We start from the raw sequence: 19,902 nt of genomic DNA, 5'->3' as shown, positions 1-19,902 counted from the left end.
TGAGCACGGGAAAGCGGAAAGATAAATAATTAACGGAAGTTACGATGAGACAAATTGTACTTGATACAGAAACGACAGGATTAGATCCAGCCTCAGGGCATCGCATCATTGAGATAGGTTGTGTTGAAATTATTGATCGCCGACTAACAGGTAATCACTATCATCAATATATTCGACCCGACCGCGAGATTGATCAAGGTGCGATAGAAGTTCACGGTATCACTAATGAGTTTCTTGAAGATAAGCCTGCCTTTGAAGCTATCGCAGAAGATTTCGTAGAATTTATTCGTGGTGCGGAGTTAGTTATTCACAATGCTCCTTTTGATGTGGGTTTTATTGATGCCGAATTAAAACGTATGCAAAGTGCAGCGGGACAAGTAGCCAATTTTTGTCAGGTGCTAGATACTTTGGTCATGGCGAGGGAAAAGCATCCCGGACAAAAAAATAATTTGGATGCGCTTTGTAAACGCTACTTGGTTGATAATTCGCAACGAGATCTTCACGGCGCGTTATTAGATGCCGAAATTCTTGCTGATGTTTATCTGCTGATGACAGGCGGGCAAACTGCATTGAGTCTCAGCACTAATTCTGGTGGTGATGGCAAGCAAGGTGGTTCTGAGATTCGCCGTTTAGAAGCCAATCGGCCGCGTTTGAAAGTAGTAAAGGCGAATGAGCAAGAACTGGCAGCCCACGAGGAAAAGCTTTCTCAAATAGAATCCAAACTGGACGATCAAACACTAATTTGGAGACAATAAATTTTAGTTTGAATTGAAGGTTTTAGTCGCTCGAAAAAGTGAGTAGAGGAGTGGAGAGGGAATCACTGGGACAAATAAAAAATTATTTATCCCAGTTTAAATATTAATTCCGCGGGGTTGCTTTTAGAACGGTGTGAATAACATGGTCATATTCAAAATAAACAATAAAGTCCGCATAAACCCAGCTTGATATTGGCGGTTCGCCAACGGCCGGTCTAACTTCTATCGGTGCTCCAAAGTTTTGTTCGACATTGGTTTTAGTCGTGCCCGCTCGGGGTCGTTTTAAATTTTGATTCTGTTGCGCTTGCTGGCCAATGGGTACTTCAATGGTTTGTGCTGTCGCGGCGGTCGAGACAACAGTTAAGCCGATTCCGAAACAAAGCGCAGTCGCACTGGCGCTGACTGTTTTAATCAGAGTTTTCATGATCATTATTCCCCTGTTTTTACCGAAGGTGTTTTTACCGTAGATGTTTTTGCCGGAGCAGTTCGTTTGGCGGCTAACTGCGCTTCCATAATATATTTTGCGAGTATATGTTGATCTGCCTCGCTGAGACCTTGGAATTTAGCGGCAATGTGAAACAGATCACCTTGTTTGGGCTCACTCCGTATCGCCTTGGCGAAGACTACCACGCCCGTGTAGCTAGGTAAAAACACTAATCGAATCGCAAGGTAGCTGTCTTTGTAGATAGCTTTGTCGGCCATAAACGCGATGCCCACTTCGCTGAGATTCACTTTACGCGGATCTTGGGCGGCGGTATCGGTGTTTTGTGCGATGAGTTCGCGAGAGAGTAAATTGATTTTCTTATTCAGAATGCTCAAATATTCGGCAATTTTGGGTTGCTCAGTGCCTATAGAGCGCCGTAACTGCTCGGCTTGTTTATCAAGATTGTGAAATTCTGAATAAAGATGCAGTGGCATTGAGTCCGCGAATTGTTCAGTGGGGTCGGTATTATCTGCCGTATAGGCATCCACTGTTTTATATTCGAGAAGTAGCTCTTTGTTGATTCGAAAGAATCCACGTCGCTCGGTGGTAGCCATCTTGGGTTGTCATCCTTCCATTTGTATAGTCATGTCGTTTGTAGATGGATTTTAGTATAGTAGCTGCCGTCAGATTTCGCCTACCCAGGGAAGTCTGCTCAATTTTCCGAATAATAGCGATTGAAGCATTTCAGTGTTAGCAGCGCTTTGTATTTAGAGCAAAGTAAAGCTAACGCTGTGACTCACTTTAAAAAAATTTAATTCTAGTCGTCAGTAATCAACAAGGCGCTTTACAGTATTTATGACAGCCTTCTTTTCGTCGGTCCCATTTCTAATTGGTTTGCGTTACACCCGCGCAAAACGCCGTAATCAGTTTATTTCTTTCGTCTCTGGATTTTCTTTGGTTGGAATGGCCCTTGGCGTGATGGCGTTGATCATCGTCATGTCTGTGCTAAATGGTTTTAATCGTGAAATTCGCGACAGTGTGTTGAGTGTTATTCCCCACGGTTTCGTGGAATCTGAATCGCCGATTGTTGATTGGCAATCACTGGCCAGTGAAATTGCGCAACACTCAGAAGTTGTTGCTTCAGCTCCCTATGTTGGTGGTTACGGATTTATTTCTGCGATCGGCAACCAAGGCGCATTGATTCAAGGTATTTCTCCTGAGGCTGAAAGCCAAGTGTCGATTGTGTCGGAAAGAATGCTAGTTGGAAATCTAGACTACTTACGTGAGGGTGATAGCGGCATTATTCTAGGAAAAATTTTAGCGAACTTTGTCGGCGCTACCACTGGCGACAAAATCAGCGTTTCTACTTCTCGTGTTACCTATACTGCTGCTGGCCCAGTATTAGATACTAAAACATTTACTGTCGTTGGCGTATTCGAAGCGGGCGGTGGTGTTGACGCAAGTTTAGCTTTGATTCATTTAGCCGACGCCCAAAAATTATTTCGTTATCAAAACAAAGTTCAAGGGCTGCATGTCAAAACGAACGACATATTAAAAGCGAACAAAATTCTTGAAGAGTTATCGCAAGATTTGGGCGAAGAATACATCGTTAAAGATTGGACCGAAACCCAGGGCAGTTTGTTTCAGGCACTCAACATGGAGAAAATTGTAACCACCATCCTATTAATGACTATTATTGCAATTGCTGCGTTTAATATTATTACTAGTCTGGTCCTTATGGTCGCGGATAAACGCGCAGATATCGCCGTGTTGAGAACGATGGGCATGACGCCGCGACAGGTGATGAGAATTTTCATCATTCAAGGCAGTGCTGTGGGCATATTTGGTACGCTTGTTGGGGTTGTGTTTGGTGTTTTCGGCGCATTGTATATTGGTCAAATTATCGAGTGGTTCGAAAATTTAGCCGGACAAAGAATATTTGATCCCAGCGTGTATTTTATTAGTCATATGCCATCTGAATTACGCCTGTCGGACGTCGTCACTGTTATTTTTGTCTCCATCTCCTTAAGTGTGTTGGCAACATTGTCACCATCTTATCGAGCTTCGCGAATTTCACCGGCAGAAGCTTTACGTTACGAATAATCTACTGAGTAATCCCATGCGGACTGATTTGAAAATGAATAATTTAGAACATGAAAAACAATCCAAAATGAAAATAGATAGCGAAAGCGTTTTGTCTTGTCAGAACTTATCTAAAACTTACGCTCAGGGTCACTTAAAAGTCGATGTCTTAAAAGGGATTGATTTTTCAATTCGCGCAGGAGAAACGGTCGCAATAATTGGGGCATCGGGTTCAGGAAAGTCTACTCTATTGAATTTGTTGGGCGGTCTTGATTTACCTTCCGCAGGCAATGTACAGCTTGATCAGCAAGACATATTCTTATTGAGTGATGATAAACGTGGTTTGTTGCGCAATAAGAACATGGGTTTCGTTTATCAATTTCATCATTTGTTAGCGGAATTTACTGCTTTAGAAAATGTCGCCATGCCCCTATTAATTGGCGGTGAAAAGAAAAGACTTGCTTATCAGAAAGCGCAGTCAATGCTAGAAAAAGTGGGTTTGGGTGAGCGCCTGGAGCATAAACCTTCAGAGTTGTCTGGGGGCGAACGACAGAGAGTCGCGATTGCACGCGCATTAGTGACACATCCTAAAGTTGTTTTGATGGACGAGCCCACTGGTAATTTAGATCGGCATGCCGCGAATGCGATTCATGAATTAATGATGTCGCTAAACGAGGAGCTAAAAATCAGTTTTATTATTGTCACGCATGACGAACATCTGGCTTCAAAACTGCAACGCGTATTGACTTTGAATGACGGCGTATTAAGCGACGCAAGTGTTGCGGTGGCATAAACGATGTTGAGTTTATTTATCGGACTACGATACACCCGAGCGAGGCGCCGCAGTCAATTGGTTTCGTTTATCTCGGGCATATCGATAGTGGGGCTTATCGTGAGTGTCGCTTTGTTGTCTTTGGTGTTGTCGGTCATGAATGGTTTCGATCAGCAACTGCGAGAAAGAATTCTATCTATCGCTCCTCAGGTTATGGTGCTTAATAACACTGGTGTCGAAGATTGGCAAGCTTTACGTGATCAAGTACTGCAGCAGGAAGGCGTCGTCGCAGGCGTGCCGTTTATTCAGTTGGGCGGCGGCGCGTCATATAAAAGATTGGTTGTGCCGGTAAATATTTATGGCGTTGATCCTAAGGAAGAGGGCAAGGTTTCGTCAATAGAAAATTTTATGCCTGCAGGTCAATTAGAAAAATTAGCTGGCGCCGATAGCGATAGCGTCATTTTTGTAGGTCAAGGCGTTGCAGACGAACTTGGTATTGAAGTCGGTAAGCGCTTGCGGGTTATTATTCAACACAATGACTACAATAATTCACTGCCCGCTGTTCATGGCTTTGAGGTCGCCGGCATTATTTCAACCGGCACCTTGATCGATCAAAACATTGCACTTATTTCTTTAAATAAAGCGATGCAATTATCCACTCACCCCGGTCGTGTCGATGGTATAAAGCTTAAAGTTGAAGACTTACTCAGAGCACCGTCACTCAGTTATCAAATAATTCGCAGTTTACCTCGCGGTTACTATGGTCGAGATTGGACCAGTTACCAAGGTAATTTGTACCAAGCAACTCAACTGTCGAAAAAATTAGTTGGCATGTTGTTGTTTTTAATTATTGGTATTGCTGCGTTTAATGTCGTGTCGACGCTAATAATGGTGACCATCGATAAACAAAGCGATATCGCCATCCTTCGCACCTTGGGTTCGAGTACGCATAAAATTATGGCAATTTTTATGGTGCAAGGAACGGTTATTGGAATTACCGGTACGAGTATCGGTTTGTTACTGGGTTGGGTGTTAGCTAGTTATGTTGATGACTTCGTGCCTTGGTTGGAATCGCTTATTCATTATCAGTTTTTGAAATCAGATGTTTACCACATCAGTTTTATTCCATCTCAACCTTTAGCCGCTGATTTTATTTTGATTGCTTGCGTTTCCCTGGCTTTAAGTTTTGTTGCAACCTTATATCCTGCGTGGCGAGCGAGCAAAGTAAAACCTGCAGATGCCTTGCGGTTTGAGTTTTAATAGATTCGAGAAAAATAACGGCAGGGTGTCGGTGGTGGAGAAAAATTTGATCTTTAATGCTTTTTTTTGCGAGCTTTTTTTAATCTTTTTTCTTTGCGAATTCCCCAATTGCGCATCACACTCCAATACCAAAAAGCTTGCATGCTGAGATAGCCTAAAAGTCCAAGCACAATCCCAGACAACATTGATCCAGTGAGTAAAGGTTTCCAAATTAATTGAAAATCTTCCATCAGCCAGCGCCAGGATAAATCCAAACTAAATTTTGCGGGAGGTGAATCAAGTATCCATCGACCAATTTCATAGGTGCAAAAAAATATCGGTGGAAAGGTGATAGGGTTGCTGATCCAACACAGTGCAACGGCGATAGGCATATTACAGCGGAAGACTATCGCTAATAGTGCGGCTAAAGGCATTTGGCCAACAATGGGTAAGAATGCGACAAAAACACCCACGAATACTGCAACTGAAACCGAATGACGATTCAAATGGAACAGGTTAGGGTCGTGAAGTAACTTCCCCATAAACTGCAGCGCCGGCGTTTTTTTGAACGTCGATGACTCTGGTAGCCAGCTTTTTAGCAGTTTCCTTGCCATAAAATGTTAGATGCCCTGGATTTGAAAGCGGGCGAATTATGCCCTGATCAAGAATCGAAAACTAGGATATTGCCTCGACCCGGTCGATAAATAGCCTCGCTCGTCTTTTCCGTACTTTTGACGGAACGAAGGAGAGCTGTGTAGAATCCAAATCGCTCCAGTGTTTACAATTGGTTTAATTATAGTCAATGGATGAGCTATAAACCTGATATTACTGGACTAACTGGTTACCGAAAGTTGTCTTACAAAGGATTGGATGGCAATGAAAAGGATTTTGTTCTGCTGTTTTGGTATAGCTGTGGTCGGTTTTCTGCCGACTTTACTACCTCTTTCTCTAATCATCTGCCTAACGGCGGTTTCGCTAGGCCTCCTACTTTTTCAGCGAACCAGAATCTTCGCATTTTTATTGTTTGGCTTCTGCTGGGGAACTTGGTGTGGCCACCAGCTTTTAGATGAACAGCTATCGCCGGACTTGGCAGGCCTTGAAATTCAAGTTCGCGGCATCATCAGCGACTTTCCCGAAGATCGCGGAGATTCACAGCGTTTTCGCTTTTCTGTGTTAGATGCTAAACGAATAGGGAAGAGCGAAAGCATAAGCGAATCATTCCCTCAATTAATTCAACTGTCGTGGTATCAGCATTCTGGTTTAGAGCTTGGACAAGAATGGACCCTGCGAGTTAAGTTGCGACGGCCTCGTGGTTTCGTTAATGAAGGCGGTTTTGATTATCAACGTTGGTTGCTAAGTGAAGGAATTGGCGCAACGGGTTACGTCAGAAAATCAAGCAAAAATAAACGCTTGTCAGAAGGCCAAGGCTCCAGCTTGCAACTTATTCGCGCCGATATAAAAAAATGGCTGCTTGATTCGAGCGACTCTACTGTCAAGGGGCCGATAATTGCGTTGGCAATTGGTGACAATTCTCAAATTGACAGTTCACAGTGGCAAATTTTTCGTGCAACGGGTACTGGCCATCTCATGGCAATTTCTGGATTACACGTTGGTTTGGTAGCGGTGTTTGGATTTTATCTTGGTCGCTGGAGCCGCGCATTCACATTACTCTTGATTGAATTTATTTCTCGACGGCTTTCATCACGATATGAAAAAGTAACAAAATCATTTTCCTTGCTAGCCTATTTTTTACCGTCAATATTTTCGATAATATTCGCACTTGCCTACGCATCGCTTTCTGGTTTTGCTCTTTCAACTCAAAGAGCTTTAGTGATGATCATTGTCGTAAATATCGGCACGATGATCACTCGAAAAGCCATTTCATTTCATACTCTTTCCTTTGCAATGCTTGCAGTGTTAATCATTGATCCTTTAGCTGCCTACTCTTTGGGGTTTTGGTTATCGTTTGGGGCCGTCGCGGTGTTGTTGTATTGTTTTAGCAATAGGGCGGCAACAAGTTCGAATATGGAATACTCCACTCAATTAAAAATTCGAGTTTGGTTGTGGAGTTTGTTGAAATCTCAATGGGTAATTTTTGTCGGGCTATTGCTTCCTTTATTAGTGTTGAACCAAGGTCTTAGTTTTTTAGCACCCATTGCGAATATTGTGGCAATACCGCTGGTATCGACAATTGTCATCATTCCATTGCTTTGTGCAGTTTTACTCAGTTTCTTTTCTCCGGTGTTGGCGTCTTATCTGTTGCAAGTCGCGGTAAAAAGCTTGGAGTTGTGTTGGTTGTACTTGCAGCGTTTGCAAGATTCGTCATTGTCGTTTGCATGGTTTCCGGAAGGCCGGCTACATTTATTCGCCATGGTCGCCGCACTGTTTGGGGTTCTGCTCATTCTCAGCCCAAAGGGTTTGCCCGGTAAATGGCTAGGCGTGGTGTTTCTTGTCCCTTTGCTTTTTCCAATTTCTTTTGCCAAGCAGCCCTTGCGAATTAATATACTTGATGTCGGTCAGGGCTTAGCTGTCGTTGTGGAAACTCGAAACCATACACTCGTCTATGACGCGGGCCCTGGATTCAGCGAAAATTTTAATGCGGGCAGCGACATTCTCATTCCGTTTTTAAGAAAGCGGGGAATTGAATCTATCGATACTCTGATCGTTAGCCACAGTGATAACGATCATGCCGGTGGGGTCGATAATTTATTGGCACTTATGACAGTCGAAAAAATCATTAGCGGCGAGGCGTTTATTTTTGATTCGGGAGAAAAGAATTCTTTGCTTCGAAAAGACAAACCAGAAATAAGTTTGTGTGATCGTGATAAGAATTGGCGCTGGGACGAAGTCGAATTTCAGTTGATTGAACCAAGTATAAATAGCGCGCAAAATCCGAATTCGTCGTCATACAATAAAAACAATCAGTCCTGTGTTTTATTGATCCGATATAGAGAGGATGTGATTTTAATCCCCGGCGATATAGAAGCAAAAATTGAGCGGCAACTGTTAGCGCGTCAATCCTCGCTACGGACAACATCAGCCCAAGGTTTATTACCGAGCGAAATCACTATGCTGCTTGCGCCTCATCACGGTAGTCGTACATCTTCAACGCAAGGGTTTGTTGCAACATTGTCACCGGAGTGGGTGGTTTATAGTAGCGGTTACAACAATCAGTACGGCCATCCACACCCGAAGGTTCAAGAGCGGTATGAGCGCGTAAATTCTCGTCCTTTGAGTACCGCTTCAAGTGGGCAATTGGAGTTCCTTTGGCGGCAAGAGGGCAAACTACTTGTTTCGACAATTCGAACGAAAAAGCGGCGATATTGGTTTGATGGTGAAACTGTGAACACCAAGACAGGGGGGAGGCTCGAAGACTGAAAGAATTATGGTAAAGTGTCGCGCTAAACGACGGCTCCCTAGACGAGTCCAAATAAAGACGAAGGTCTCAAAATTTTAGTTTTTAAAGCCAGGATTCAATTTTAGATTTAAGAACAGCGCTATTTGTGACTACACTTAGCCGAGCTTGAGCGGCTTATCGTCAAAAGCTGGTCGATAAAATAAGTCTTTGTGAGTCAATTCAACAACGAACAATGTCGGTGTTAGGAGAAGGTGAGTGTTAAAAATATTGATGTCAGGTGGGTGGTTAATGATCCCCATCATCATGTGTTCGATAGCGGTTGTTGCTATTAGCGCAGAGCGCTTCTGGACACTGAACCCCGATAAAATTGTGCCAAGACATTTGCTCGCACAAGTCTGGGGATGGATAAAAAATAATCAGCTTGATGGCGATAAAATTCGCGAACTCAAACAATCTTCAGAATTAGGTAAGGTCTTGGCAGCAGGGCTGAGTAATTCTCGCAGCGGTCGCGAGGTGATGAAAGACAGTATTCAAGAAGCCGCAAATCAAGTCATCCATGATATGGAGCGCTACCTCGGCGCGATGGGGACAATTGCTGCGATCACCCCGTTGATGGGTTTGTTGGGAACGGTGTTTGGCATGATCAAAGTGTTTAGCGAAATCATGTTAGAAGGCACGGGTAACGCAGGAGTGCTAGCGGGTGGAATCAGTCAGGCATTAATTACCACGGCGGCGGGACTCGTCGTTGCTATTCCTGCCATGGTTAGCCATCGATATTTTCAGCGTCGCGTTGATAGCTTGGTTGTCACGATGGAAGAGCAAGCGATTAAATTAGTTGATGCCTTACACAGCGATCGTCGTGTCGATATTAAATCGAACGCGTAATTGACTGGTTAAAAATAATTAAATTGTTGTAGGAATACTACTTGAAATTTCGTCGTCAGGTTCGCACCGAAGATAGCGTGAATTTAACCCCATTGATCGATGTGGTTTTTTTACTGTTGATCTTTTTTATGGTGTCGACAACTTTCACAAAAGAAACTCACTTAAGCATAGACTTGCCAGAAGCTTCCGGCGAAGTGAGTGTCGAAGAAAAACAGCAAATAGAAGTACTTATTAATGCCGAAGGTGGTTTTGCGGTAAATGGTGAGAGCGTAGAAAATACTAATTTAATGACGCTCAGAGCGGCGATCCTTAAAAAATCCGATGGCGATAATACATTGCCAATGATAATTACCGCTGATGCTCAAACTCCCCATCAATCTTTCGTTACCGCGATGAGTGCCGCTGCACAACTCGGTTTTAACAAATTAAGTATTACCGCGAAAAATCCCGTCGAAAGCGAACAATAATACCTTGTTCGCAAGGTCTCTAGTTATTACACTCTCAAACACCGTGACGATATCGGTGTTCACATATTTACCGGTATATTCCCGATACTCTTTTTGACTAAATATTTATCTGTAAAATGCAGATTCAGGAACGAATAGCTTGGCTACTTCTAAGCGGAATATCATAACAAGCATGTGGTATCGGGGCAGTTGGTGGTCAGTGTTTTTGCTGCCACTGTCTTTGTTATTTTACATTGTTACCCTTATTCGCCGACGTCAACAGCGCATTCAAGCCAAGCAACTTGATATAGATATTCCAATAATTGTGGTCGGTAATATTACGGTGGGTGGAACCGGTAAAACGCCTTTGCTTATTTCGATTGTCGAAAAATTAAAACAACAAGGTTACTCGCCGGGCATTGTGAGCCGTGGCTATGGTAGCGAAGCGCCGCACTATCCCTATGAAGTTACCAGTGAATCACCAATTAGCCATGCTGGTGATGAACCTTGGATGGTCGCGCACCGTACTCAATGCCCAGTGTTTATCGATGCCGATAGACCGGCTGCAGTGCGAGCACTTGTTGAAAAACATTATTGCGATTTAATTATTAGTGACGATGGTTTACAACATTACCGCTTGCCGCGTGATATAGAAATTGCCGTCGTCGATGGCTCGCGGGGTTTGGGGAATGGCCGATTACTACCGGCTGGCCCCTTACGAGAAACGGCTGCTCGCCTATTAGAAGTCGATTACTTGGTGATTAACGGTCCAGCAAAACACCGCGGCATACCTGATCGCAAAAAATATGAAATGCGACTAAACCCCGTTGAATGGCGGCGTGTTTATGACGGTAATCCCGTTCAGTTGGGAGAGCAACCCTGGTATGGTGAGGCCCACGCGATTGCGGGTATTGGAAATCCTGGTCGTTTTTTTAAAACGCTGTCGGAATTAGAAGTAAGTTTTATAGAACACCGTTTTGCTGATCATCACCAATATCGCTCAGATGATCTAGACTTTAATGACGACCTCCCTGTGGTAATGACTGAAAAAGACGCAGGTAAATGTCGCGCCTTATTAAAACAAAAAGCCAATGTCGATATTAGCTTGATCGATCAGTTTTGGTATTTGGTGGTCGTCGCGGATGTTAGCGATGAATTTATTGGCAATTTAATGAAAGATATTGATAGGAAGTCAAAACGTTAAACTGTTTTCGCTTAGTAAGATTTCTGTTAAATCGTAAACCCATGGTCTTTAGAATATGATTCCCTACAGCATAATTATTCCCGCTCGTTATTCATCTACACGCTTACCGGGAAAAATTTTAGCGGACATTAATGGCAAGCCGATGATTCAGCATGTGTATGAGCGCTGCCAGTTGAGTCAGGCAAAAGATATTGTTGTCGCGACAGATGACGATAGAATTTTTTTCGCAGTGCAAGATTTTGGCGGAAAAGCCGTAATGACATCAGCCAGCCATCAGTCAGGTACCGATCGTTTGCAAGAAGTGACAGATAAATTGGGTTTGGCATGGGATGACGTAGTTGTAAACGTCCAGGGTGACGAACCGCTTATCCCACCTGCGGTAATTGATCAGGTCGCACAGAACCTTGCCGATGATGAAAATGTTAATGTCGCTACCCTGTGTGAAAAAATGACGACGCTAGAGCATTTTATAGATCCCAATATGGTGAAAGTTGTTTTCGATCAAAACAATCATGCTTTGTATTTTAGCCGCGCTCCAATCCCTTGGCCGCGAGATAATTTCACCGCCTTGGAATCTGTTGCGAATACACAATTAGATGTCGTCAACGCCTACCGGCATATCGGTATCTATGCCTACCGTGTAACCTTGCTAAATAAATTCGTACAGTGGCCAATGGCGCCATTAGAAACTGTTGAAAAACTTGAACAGCTTCGTGTCATGTGGAACGGACAAGCGATACACGTTGCTGAAGCGAGTGAAGCTGTACCAGCGGGTGTCGATACCCAAGAAGATTTAGATAGAATCAAAAAGCTAATAAATTAATTTCACAAATTTAAGAAACATAATGATAAAAGTTCTATTTGTTTGTTTAGGTAATATTTGCCGTTCGCCAACTGCTCATAGTGTATTTCGACAACGTGTTGATGAAGCCGGCTTGTCTCATTTGATTAAAATCGATTCTGCTGGGACTGGAGATTGGCATATAGGTAAGGCACCCGATAAGCGAGCGACGAAAACCGCAGAAGAGCGGGGCTATGTCATGAAAGATCTTCGAGCTCGGCAAGTGAGCGCCAAAGATTTTTCTGAATTCGATTATGTTTTAGCGATGGATGCGCAAAACCTTCGTGATTTAGAAGCAATGCGGCCAAATAATTTCGCTGGGCATTTGAGTTTATTTCTCGATTTTTCTCAGCATAATGTGTCTCAAGACGTTCCCGATCCTTACTATGGTGGCGACGAAGGCTTTCTCGATGTATTGAGTATGGTTGAAGAATGTAGTGATCAATTATTAAAGTCGATCTCAAGTTCGCCAAAATTCACCAGCCTCTCCAATTCGCAGAATTGACATTCTCAAAAATAACTAGGACCCAAATAAGCGATAGATTTTCCCGCTAGCAACAAAACGCCGCTAGCGAGAAAGATACGATTATTAACAAAACAAACATGGTTAAACTGGATCTTTTTACTCATTATCCCCTGGATGGAGCTAACACTTTAGGTGTGCCAGCGCGTGCGGGTAATTATGTCAAAGTATCGAGTTGTGACGAATTAAAAGAAGCACTTAAAGTCGCTCAAGAATTAAAACTCAAAGTGCTTATTTTAGGTGGCGGCAGCAATTTACTATTGCCGGATGTGTTCGTGGGTTTAGTTATTCACATCGATATTAAAGGTATCGAAGTAGTTGGTGAGGATGATACTCATGTCTTTTTACGCGTCGGTGCGGGTGTCGTTTGGCAAGACCTAGTTGAGCATTGCTTAAATTTTCACTATTGGGGTTTAGAAAATTTATCATTGATACCGGGGACTGTCGGTGCAGCACCTATTCAGAACATTGGTGCTTATGGGGTTGAATTGCAGAGCGTGTTCTATGAGTTAAACGCCGTGCAAATACAATCCCGAATCGATGTCACTTTTGATAATGACGGCTGCGAATTCTCCTATCGAAACAGCGCATTTAAAGGTCGACTAAAAGATCAGTTTGTAATTTCGAGCGTGACGTTTAAGTTATTTAAAACACCACACTTGGTTTTGCATTATCCCGCTTTGCAGCAAGCACTCGCACGCTATCCTGAAGCAGAAATCACTCCAGACATTGTTAGCCGTTGTGTCTGTGAAGTGCGCCGATCAAAATTGCCCGACCCAAGTGACATACCTAATGTCGGTAGCTTTTTTAAGAATCCAATCATTGCGAAACAAAAAGCGGAGGACTTACAAAAATCCTACGCAGATTTAGCCACCTTTCCGGTAGATGCTGACACAGTAAAAGTCGCCGCCGCTTGGTTGTTAGATAAGGCGGGGTGGAAAGGTTTTCTTGACGATGGATTAGGTTTCTATTCAGAACAAGCCTTAGTGCTTATTAACCCCGGTAGGCATAGCTCAAAAGAAGTCTTAGCCCTGGCAAAGCGAGTGCAAGAAGACGTCAAGTTAAAGTTCGATATTGAATTAGAACGAGAACCAATTAGCTATTGCTGATTACTCGTTTTGTCTTTTTAAAAATTTAAAACACTTATTGAAACTAATAGAACAACATCATGCAGTTTGATTTGTTGGCGAAAGACAGTGCACAGCGTATCTCCTTACCCGATGGCGAACTCGTGCTTATCGAAAATTGGCTACCCGATTCAGAAGCAGATAATTATTTCGAATCGCTACAAAAAACTATTTCTTGGGAGCAATCCCTAATAAAGATTGCTGGCCGCGAAATAAAAATCCCGCGTTTAAATGCTTGGTACGGTGATAGCGATGCGCGATATGCATACTCCGGTCGGCAATTCGACCCTTTGCCTTGGTTGCCCGCTTTGTTGGCTTTGAGAGACAAAGCCCAAATCGAATTGAATCACTGGCAATCTTCCGACAACAAGCAAGCGCAATTCAATAGTGCCTTGGCTAATCTGTATCGCAATGGTAACGATAGTGTTGCATGGCATGCCGATGATGAAAGAGAGCTGGGTAGTAAACCTCAGATTGCTTCGCTGAGTCTGGGTGAAAGCCGCCGTTTTATGTTGAAACACGCGACAAAAAAACAATTAAAAACTACCGAATTGATTCTTAATCACGGTTCATTGTTACTTATGCTAGGTAATCTCCAAGCCCATTGGGTACACTGCGTACCCAAAACAAAACATTCTATCGGGGCGCGCCTCAATATTACTTTCCGTCGTATTTATAGTTAGTTATAAATAAGCACGTGCTGTTGTAGAGATTGAAATTTAGTGGCGGGCTAATTTGTGTGACAGAAACAAAAAGCTTGCACTATATCTCGTAACTTAGGCTGAGGAGCGCTAGGAAAAATTTACCAGGAATGGTACATTTTTGACCAGCCAGATTAGGGATTGGGCGCCACAATCTGTAAGGAATAACTCGTAGTAAATTCTTCATTTCAGGATGATCCGCAAGTTGATTATCCTGTGATGAAACCTGGGGAATAGAGACATTGATAAAGATTTTAATAGTTGATGACCACGACCTGGTGCGGATGGGTATTTCCCGGATGCTCAGCGATGTTGACAGTTACGAAGTCGTTGGGGAGGCAAAGAATGGGGAAGAAGCGGTACAGCTCGCTCGTAATCTAAAGCCACAAGTGGTCTTGATGGATGTGAAAATGCCCGGTATTGGGGGGCTAGAAGCGACTAAGAAATTGCTCGCACTCAATCCCGAAATAAAAATCATTATCGTTACCGCGTGTAACGATGACTTATACCCAGAACGTTTGATGAAAGCAGGGGCCATGGGCTACATCACCAAGGGCGCTCGCCTAGATGAAATGATCACCGCGATCAATACCGTCATCGATGCCAAACCCTATATGAGTAACGACGTTGCTCAGCAATTAGCGCTAAAAAAATTTGGCCATAAAGATAACTCTGATAAACCTTTCGAAACCCTATCCGAACGAGAACTACAAACCGCCGTAATGATTGCCAACGGGCATAAAGTACAAGCTATCGCCGATACTTTTTGTGTTAGCCCTAAAACTGTAAACAGCTATCGATATCGAATTTTCGAAAAGCTCAAAGTAAATAGCGATGTTGAATTAGCGCTACTGGCCGTTCGCCATAATGTCTTGCAGCTTGATAGCGTTTCCTAGCGATTAAAATCGTGATCTGGAAATAAAAAAGCAACCTAGTGTTGCTTTTTTTTGACGTAGAGAAAATGACATCGGTGTGTTTTCTAGATTAAAGTAGCATCCTTGCTTCACGTGTCCCTAACCTTAATAAATTATCTAGATTTAAAGTTCACAACTATTCGGGTGAGATGAATTGACATATCTCGCGAATGGCTTCTCTGGCTTCCGTAAGCTCCTTAGCAAAGAGCTGAAAGTCATGTGGCATGTGCGGCCAAACACTGAGCTGAACGGTCTTATTTAATTCCCACAGACGTTTCGCGAAGCAGATGGTTTCGTCTCGTAAATATTCCTCCGTCCCAACTTGCAAAAGCGTACTGGGGAATAGTTTTAAAAAAGATTTATCGGTTTTAATCGGAGAAACCTCTTGCGTTTCACTTAACGCCAATGAATCTTGCTCGAGATACTCTTGGGTAATTTGCTTCATACCCTCCCTTGAAACGATCAGGTCGTCTACACCGCAGGGCTCATTGCTTTGATTCGAGACGTCTAAGACAGGGCTGAGGAGCACTAATTTGTCTGGCACACGGAGCTGATTCTTAATGCTATGCAAAGTAGTGACAACGGATAGGTTGCCACCACAGGAGTCGCCAATGATTGTAATTTCTTCCGCTTCGCTTTTTTGCTTCGGGCCGTTACTGCAAATCAGCTGGTACGCTTCGATACAATCATTTAAGCCCTTTGGATATTTATGTTCAGGTGCTAAACGATAATTTATTGCCAGAACAGCGCAAGCTGATTGCTCTGCGATATCGGCGATAAGGTGACGATGCGTATCAACCGAGCCCGACACCCAACCGCCACCATGTAAAAACAAAACGCGTCTTTTAGTGTTGCACTTACTTGGCACAAACCATTCGCCATCAAAGGTTTCAAATTGAACGGAAATATTTTCCGTCAAGGCCGTCAAGCGCTTAATATCCTCACCACAATAATGATCCATAACATACCGAATAGACTCGATTAAGCTTGGTTGAGATTGTGAGAGTTCCATCAGTGAATGCAGTCGTTGTTTTAGGCTTTTAGCTGCTTCATTTTTTGCCGTCATTAGTTTCCTCGCCCTTTAAGTAAAAACGCCTAAAACAGTTAGTAATCAAAACCAAAGGAAATACCGAACTGTCGGCCGGGTTGGTATTGAGCGAGAGTAAGCGAACCGAGAAGGGCGGAAACAACAAGCACATTGCTCTTAATGGTTTCATCGGTAACGTTGAGTGCGAATACGCTAGCATTCCAACGGCCAGACTCAGAAACAAAGTTTAATGAGAGGTCTGTGGTTCCAACGGATTTTTGAGAAGAAATAGGGATATTAAATTCACTGAAATATTGTTTTGACTTCCAATCGTATCTTGCGCCGTAAGTGAGCGTACCGGCATCGATATACTGATCGTAGTAAAATCCTAAGCTCGCATTGCTTTTTGGTGCACCGGGCAAAGTATTACCAGACAGATCTAGAGTGCCAAGTAAAGGTCGTGCCGAGTCAGCGGTGAGAAACTTCTCGAATTTTGCATCTAACCATGCTGCGGTCAAATCAATACGAAGATTTTCGGTCGCTAGGTAAGTCAGCTCTGCTTCAAAGCCATTTACTTCTGCTTCTGCAGCATTAGTTACCGCGCCAATCACGCCAACAACTTGCGTAACTTGTAAGTCGTCGTAATTCATCTTAAATAAAGCCAAGTTTGCTCGAAGTCTCGAATCTAAATAATCACCTTTTAATCCAAACTCTAAATTTTCATTTGTCTCTGGTTCGAAGCTGGGCGAGAGCGAGCCGAGTGAATACCCGCCGCTTTTGAAACCAGTACTGTATTTTGCATAACCAATAATGTTGCTTGATAAATTAACCGAGGTACCGAGTTCGTAAGTTACTTCGCTCCAGCTATCATCTTGCTCAAGCATGCCAATAAAATTGTTTGATTCAATCAGAGACTTTTTATCGTTGGTGTAACGAACACCGCCAAATATTTCCCAGCTATCACTGATATCAAGGTTGGCTGAAGTAAATACCGCGTAAGACGTTGAATCGACAATACCACTTAAATCGATTGATACAGGTAAGCCGAGAACCGGAACCGAAAGTGCTTGCGTTAATTCATCAGTGAAATAATTCACACCAATAACGTAACGAAATGCCTGAGTCGCGTCGGACGTAAATAACAATTCGGCAAACGTTTCATCCTCTTCATCCGAATAAATAGTGCTAGTAAAATCAAAAGCCGTTCCATCGCCGTCTTGCACTAAATCGATTTCCGCTTTATTAAAATGGGCGAGAAATTTTAAGTCGCCTGCATTAAACGTCCATAAACTTTCCCAGCTAATACCAAGTGCTTCTAGTTCCACGTCGCCGGTGTTAACAAAAATCTCGCGATCTTCGGGATCACCTTTTGGTTCGGCAATCAGTGGCAGTGGCAAAGGCTGGGTTGGATCTGGCAAACCGATAAAATAAGCAGCGGGGCCGTTGTTGTTAGCGTCTTGATAATCGACACTGATCCGGCTGCTGAAATTTGAAGTCGGACGGAATTCTAACTGACCGCGAACGGAATAATTTTTCTGATCATCCAGTTCCTTAGGACCAAAACTTGCTTTATTTTCCGTGTAGCCTTCGTTATCGCTGTGTTGGAACGCAAAACGTCCAAGCACACTTTGCGACTCGTTAAGTGAACCACTGACGTATGCGTTGCTACGTATTTCGTTTGGCTGAAAACCTGCTGACAGATTAAACCCATATTCAAACTCTTCAGTGGGTTTGTTGGCGATCAGATTCACCGCGCCACCAGTAGCATTTCGACCAAACAATGTGCCCTGAGGCCCACGTAATACTTCTATACGTTCGATATCGAGAAAGTTACTCATTGTCAGCAATGATTGAGAAAGATAAGCACCGTCGGTGTGGAAGGCGACACCCGGTTCGGCACCACCGATTCCTTGTGAGTTACCAATTCCGCGGATAAAAATATTGGCAGTAGTGAACGCGCCGGTAACCTGAACATTAGGTAAGGTTGATGCGAGATCACCAACAGTATTAATTTGCTGCGTTTGCATTTGCTCCCCGGACACCGCGCTCACCGCAATGGCGGTATCTTGAACTGAAGCGGATCGGCGAGAAGCGGTGATGAGAATTTCTTCTAGATTGACACGCGCTGTGTCATCAGATTGCTGAGCAAAAATACTGGGAGCAGCGCTGACGGATAAAACGGTGAGGCTTGCGAGTAGTGTGATCTTCCCCATGGTACGGCCTTCCTATTATTTATTGGTATCGAAAGTTTATTGATATCGAAAGTTTATTGTTATCGTGAGTCGCAATATGCAATTCATGGTGGGGTTTGTCGATGACGGGATCAATCAAGCGAAAGGGAACATTTTCCATCACTTTGATATCTTATTGGGCTACAATGGCGGTTTTTGCGAGTAAGAATCAGGTTAAAACTCATAATGAGCACGAACAAAGATGATTCCAGGCCTGACTCGTTTCCTCTCGGGCGAAGGACAACTATTGGTGATCAAGCCTTCCGCGATCAGATCGGTGTCGATAACGTTTCGGCTCATTACCTTGTTGATTTTTTGGGCCACGACCGAGCGCACGAATTGCTCGTTGCTGCAAACCTTATCGAAGCGCAAGCACCCTTACCAGATGTCATTTCAAAAACGGTGTTGTGGGAGATCTGTATCGACAACATCAATCGTTTGGGTGATGAGGGCCACGGGTTTCTAGCAAGAAAGCTTCCCAAATTCAGTTGGAACACAATTTTTGCGAGCGTTGGACAAATGGGAGACTTGTCTTCCGGGCTAAAACGATTTGTCGAGTTAGTTCCGCTTTTGCAGTCGGGGCTTAATGCCAGTGTTAAATTTGAAAAGCAGGGCGCTAAGTTAACCATTAAGGCCGATGAGGCCTTCGGTATTTCAACACAAGTCGAACGCTACATCGATTTAATCAGTGTAGTCTTGCAATGTTTTTTTATTTGGACTGCTGAACGCGATTGCTTTCCCGTTGAAATTCGTTTGCCCGCGACGCTGGAATGGGAAGATGGTTATATGCTAGCAGGTATTGCCGACTGTAATTATATTCGTCACGGTAATGGCGTCACCATGACCTACGACAGAAACGATTTAAATGTAGCGTTTGGCAAACGTCGATATGATCGTTGGGGTATGCCTGAAACAACGGTGTTTAAGCAAATTATTGCCAATTTGCATGAAATTCATAACGAAAAAAACACCTTTATCGAAACAGTAAAAAACAGTTTGGCGCGCGGGCCTAAAAGCCAAAGCGTGATTGCAAAACAATTGGGCCTTAGTGTGCCGACCTTACAGCGAAAGTTGGCTGGCGCGGGTACAAATTTTCGTCAGCTTTCCCAAGAGATTAGAAAGCAGCAACTATGTATGTTGTTATCGACATCGAAAAACTTAGATGACGTAGCAGAAGAGATGGGGTTTTCTGATCGAAGAAGCTTAACCCGTGCATGTCATGAGTGGTTGGGAATGACGCCAAGCAGTTTTAGAAAAAAAAGCTATTGAAGCGAAATTAAAGCAATGCAAGTATCCGGTTGGAAAAAATTAAAATTTAAGAATTAAAAGAAATATAAAATTCAACCCGTGTAATTTTACCTAAATCAATATTA

The 19,902-nt window shown here is 43.3% G+C and carries 19 protein-coding genes; 14 read left to right on the top strand and 5 right to left on the bottom strand.

Features of this window, described 5'->3' with window-relative positions; translation table 11 throughout:
* The first annotated feature begins 44 nt into the window (after nucleotides 1-44).
* On the top strand, nucleotides 45-755 hold the full coding sequence (gene dnaQ / locus ACYUCY_RS07125; protein WP_460225777.1) for a DNA polymerase III subunit epsilon: 711 nt from the start codon (nucleotides 45-47) through the stop codon (nucleotides 753-755).
* Between the two features lie 103 nt (nucleotides 756-858).
* Here the strand turns inward: dnaQ and ACYUCY_RS07120 are convergent, their stop codons facing one another.
* Entirely contained in the window at nucleotides 859-1,179 is a 321-nt protein-coding gene (locus ACYUCY_RS07120; protein ID WP_460225776.1) for a hypothetical protein, read from the bottom strand.
* Between the two features lie 5 nt (nucleotides 1,180-1,184).
* Complete coding sequence (locus ACYUCY_RS07115) at nucleotides 1,185-1,793, bottom strand: PilZ domain-containing protein (RefSeq protein WP_460225775.1); 609 nt, start codon at nucleotides 1,791-1,793, stop codon at nucleotides 1,185-1,187.
* Nucleotides 1,794-2,034: 241 nt separating this feature from the next.
* Between ACYUCY_RS07115 and ACYUCY_RS07110 the strand changes: the two genes are divergently transcribed.
* From ACYUCY_RS07110 to ACYUCY_RS07100, 3 genes are read left to right on the top strand one after another with little or no spacing between them, the layout of a single operon-like run.
* On the top strand, nucleotides 2,035-3,282 hold the full coding sequence (locus tag ACYUCY_RS07110) for a lipoprotein-releasing ABC transporter permease subunit (protein WP_460225774.1): 1,248 nt from the start codon (nucleotides 2,035-2,037) through the stop codon (nucleotides 3,280-3,282).
* Between the two features lie 34 nt (nucleotides 3,283-3,316).
* The gene (gene lolD, locus ACYUCY_RS07105) at nucleotides 3,317-4,054 is read left to right on the top strand and encodes a lipoprotein-releasing ABC transporter ATP-binding protein LolD (RefSeq protein WP_460225773.1); all 738 of its coding nucleotides are present in this window, start codon (nucleotides 3,317-3,319) and stop codon (nucleotides 4,052-4,054) included.
* Nucleotides 4,055-4,057: 3 nt separating this feature from the next.
* The gene (locus ACYUCY_RS07100) at nucleotides 4,058-5,293 is read left to right on the top strand and encodes a lipoprotein-releasing ABC transporter permease subunit (protein WP_460225772.1); all 1,236 of its coding nucleotides are present in this window, start codon (nucleotides 4,058-4,060) and stop codon (nucleotides 5,291-5,293) included.
* A gap of 53 nt (nucleotides 5,294-5,346) precedes the next feature.
* Here the strand turns inward: ACYUCY_RS07100 and ACYUCY_RS07095 are convergent, their stop codons facing one another.
* Entirely contained in the window at nucleotides 5,347-5,886 is a 540-nt protein-coding gene (locus tag ACYUCY_RS07095) for a DUF2062 domain-containing protein (protein ID WP_460225771.1), read from the bottom strand.
* 262 nt (nucleotides 5,887-6,148) lie between these two features.
* Here ACYUCY_RS07095 and ACYUCY_RS07090 point away from each other — a divergent pair, with 262 nt between their 5' ends.
* The 9 genes from ACYUCY_RS07090 (at nucleotide 6,149) to ACYUCY_RS07050 (ending at nucleotide 15,253) form a co-directional block, all read left to right on the top strand.
* Nucleotides 6,149-8,650, top strand: a complete 2,502-nt coding sequence (locus ACYUCY_RS07090) for a DNA internalization-related competence protein ComEC/Rec2 (protein WP_460225770.1) — start codon at nucleotides 6,149-6,151, stop codon at nucleotides 8,648-8,650.
* A gap of 250 nt (nucleotides 8,651-8,900) precedes the next feature.
* Nucleotides 8,901-9,515, top strand: coding sequence for a MotA/TolQ/ExbB proton channel family protein (locus ACYUCY_RS07085; RefSeq protein ID WP_460226224.1), 615 nt, complete (start codon nucleotides 8,901-8,903; stop codon nucleotides 9,513-9,515).
* A gap of 41 nt (nucleotides 9,516-9,556) precedes the next feature.
* Nucleotides 9,557-9,982, top strand: coding sequence for an ExbD/TolR family protein (locus ACYUCY_RS07080; protein ID WP_460225769.1), 426 nt, complete (start codon nucleotides 9,557-9,559; stop codon nucleotides 9,980-9,982).
* Nucleotides 9,983-10,121: 139 nt separating this feature from the next.
* The gene (gene lpxK / locus ACYUCY_RS07075) at nucleotides 10,122-11,165 is read left to right on the top strand and encodes a tetraacyldisaccharide 4'-kinase (protein WP_460225768.1); all 1,044 of its coding nucleotides are present in this window, start codon (nucleotides 10,122-10,124) and stop codon (nucleotides 11,163-11,165) included.
* Nucleotides 11,166-11,223: 58 nt separating this feature from the next.
* On the top strand, nucleotides 11,224-11,988 hold the full coding sequence (gene kdsB / locus ACYUCY_RS07070) for a 3-deoxy-manno-octulosonate cytidylyltransferase (RefSeq protein WP_460226223.1): 765 nt from the start codon (nucleotides 11,224-11,226) through the stop codon (nucleotides 11,986-11,988).
* Between the two features lie 22 nt (nucleotides 11,989-12,010).
* On the top strand, nucleotides 12,011-12,511 hold the full coding sequence (locus tag ACYUCY_RS07065; protein WP_460225767.1) for a low molecular weight protein-tyrosine-phosphatase: 501 nt from the start codon (nucleotides 12,011-12,013) through the stop codon (nucleotides 12,509-12,511).
* A 98-nt stretch (nucleotides 12,512-12,609) separates the two neighbouring features.
* On the top strand, nucleotides 12,610-13,638 hold the full coding sequence (gene murB, locus ACYUCY_RS07060) for a UDP-N-acetylmuramate dehydrogenase (protein ID WP_460225766.1): 1,029 nt from the start codon (nucleotides 12,610-12,612) through the stop codon (nucleotides 13,636-13,638).
* Nucleotides 13,639-13,697: 59 nt separating this feature from the next.
* On the top strand, nucleotides 13,698-14,339 hold the full coding sequence (locus ACYUCY_RS07055) for an alpha-ketoglutarate-dependent dioxygenase AlkB family protein (RefSeq protein ID WP_460225765.1): 642 nt from the start codon (nucleotides 13,698-13,700) through the stop codon (nucleotides 14,337-14,339).
* Nucleotides 14,340-14,599: 260 nt separating this feature from the next.
* Nucleotides 14,600-15,253, top strand: coding sequence for a response regulator (locus ACYUCY_RS07050; protein ID WP_460225764.1), 654 nt, complete (start codon nucleotides 14,600-14,602; stop codon nucleotides 15,251-15,253).
* Between the two features lie 154 nt (nucleotides 15,254-15,407).
* Here the strand turns inward: ACYUCY_RS07050 and ACYUCY_RS07045 are convergent, their stop codons facing one another.
* Nucleotides 15,408-16,337 (bottom strand): alpha/beta hydrolase, encoded by a 930-nt coding sequence (locus ACYUCY_RS07045; RefSeq protein WP_460225763.1) that lies wholly within the window; start codon nucleotides 16,335-16,337, stop codon nucleotides 15,408-15,410.
* Between the two features lie 38 nt (nucleotides 16,338-16,375).
* On the bottom strand, nucleotides 16,376-18,511 hold the full coding sequence (locus ACYUCY_RS07040) for a TonB-dependent receptor (RefSeq protein WP_460225762.1): 2,136 nt from the start codon (nucleotides 18,509-18,511) through the stop codon (nucleotides 16,376-16,378).
* A gap of 204 nt (nucleotides 18,512-18,715) precedes the next feature.
* On the opposite strand from ACYUCY_RS07040, the gene ACYUCY_RS07035 reads away from it, so the two are divergent.
* Nucleotides 18,716-19,798 (top strand): helix-turn-helix domain-containing protein, encoded by a 1,083-nt coding sequence (locus ACYUCY_RS07035; protein WP_460225761.1) that lies wholly within the window; start codon nucleotides 18,716-18,718, stop codon nucleotides 19,796-19,798.
* Nucleotides 19,799-19,902 lie beyond the last annotated feature (104 nt).

Source organism: Aurantivibrio infirmus, from assembly GCF_054767315.1.
This window is presented reverse-complemented; position numbering and strand designations above follow the sequence as displayed.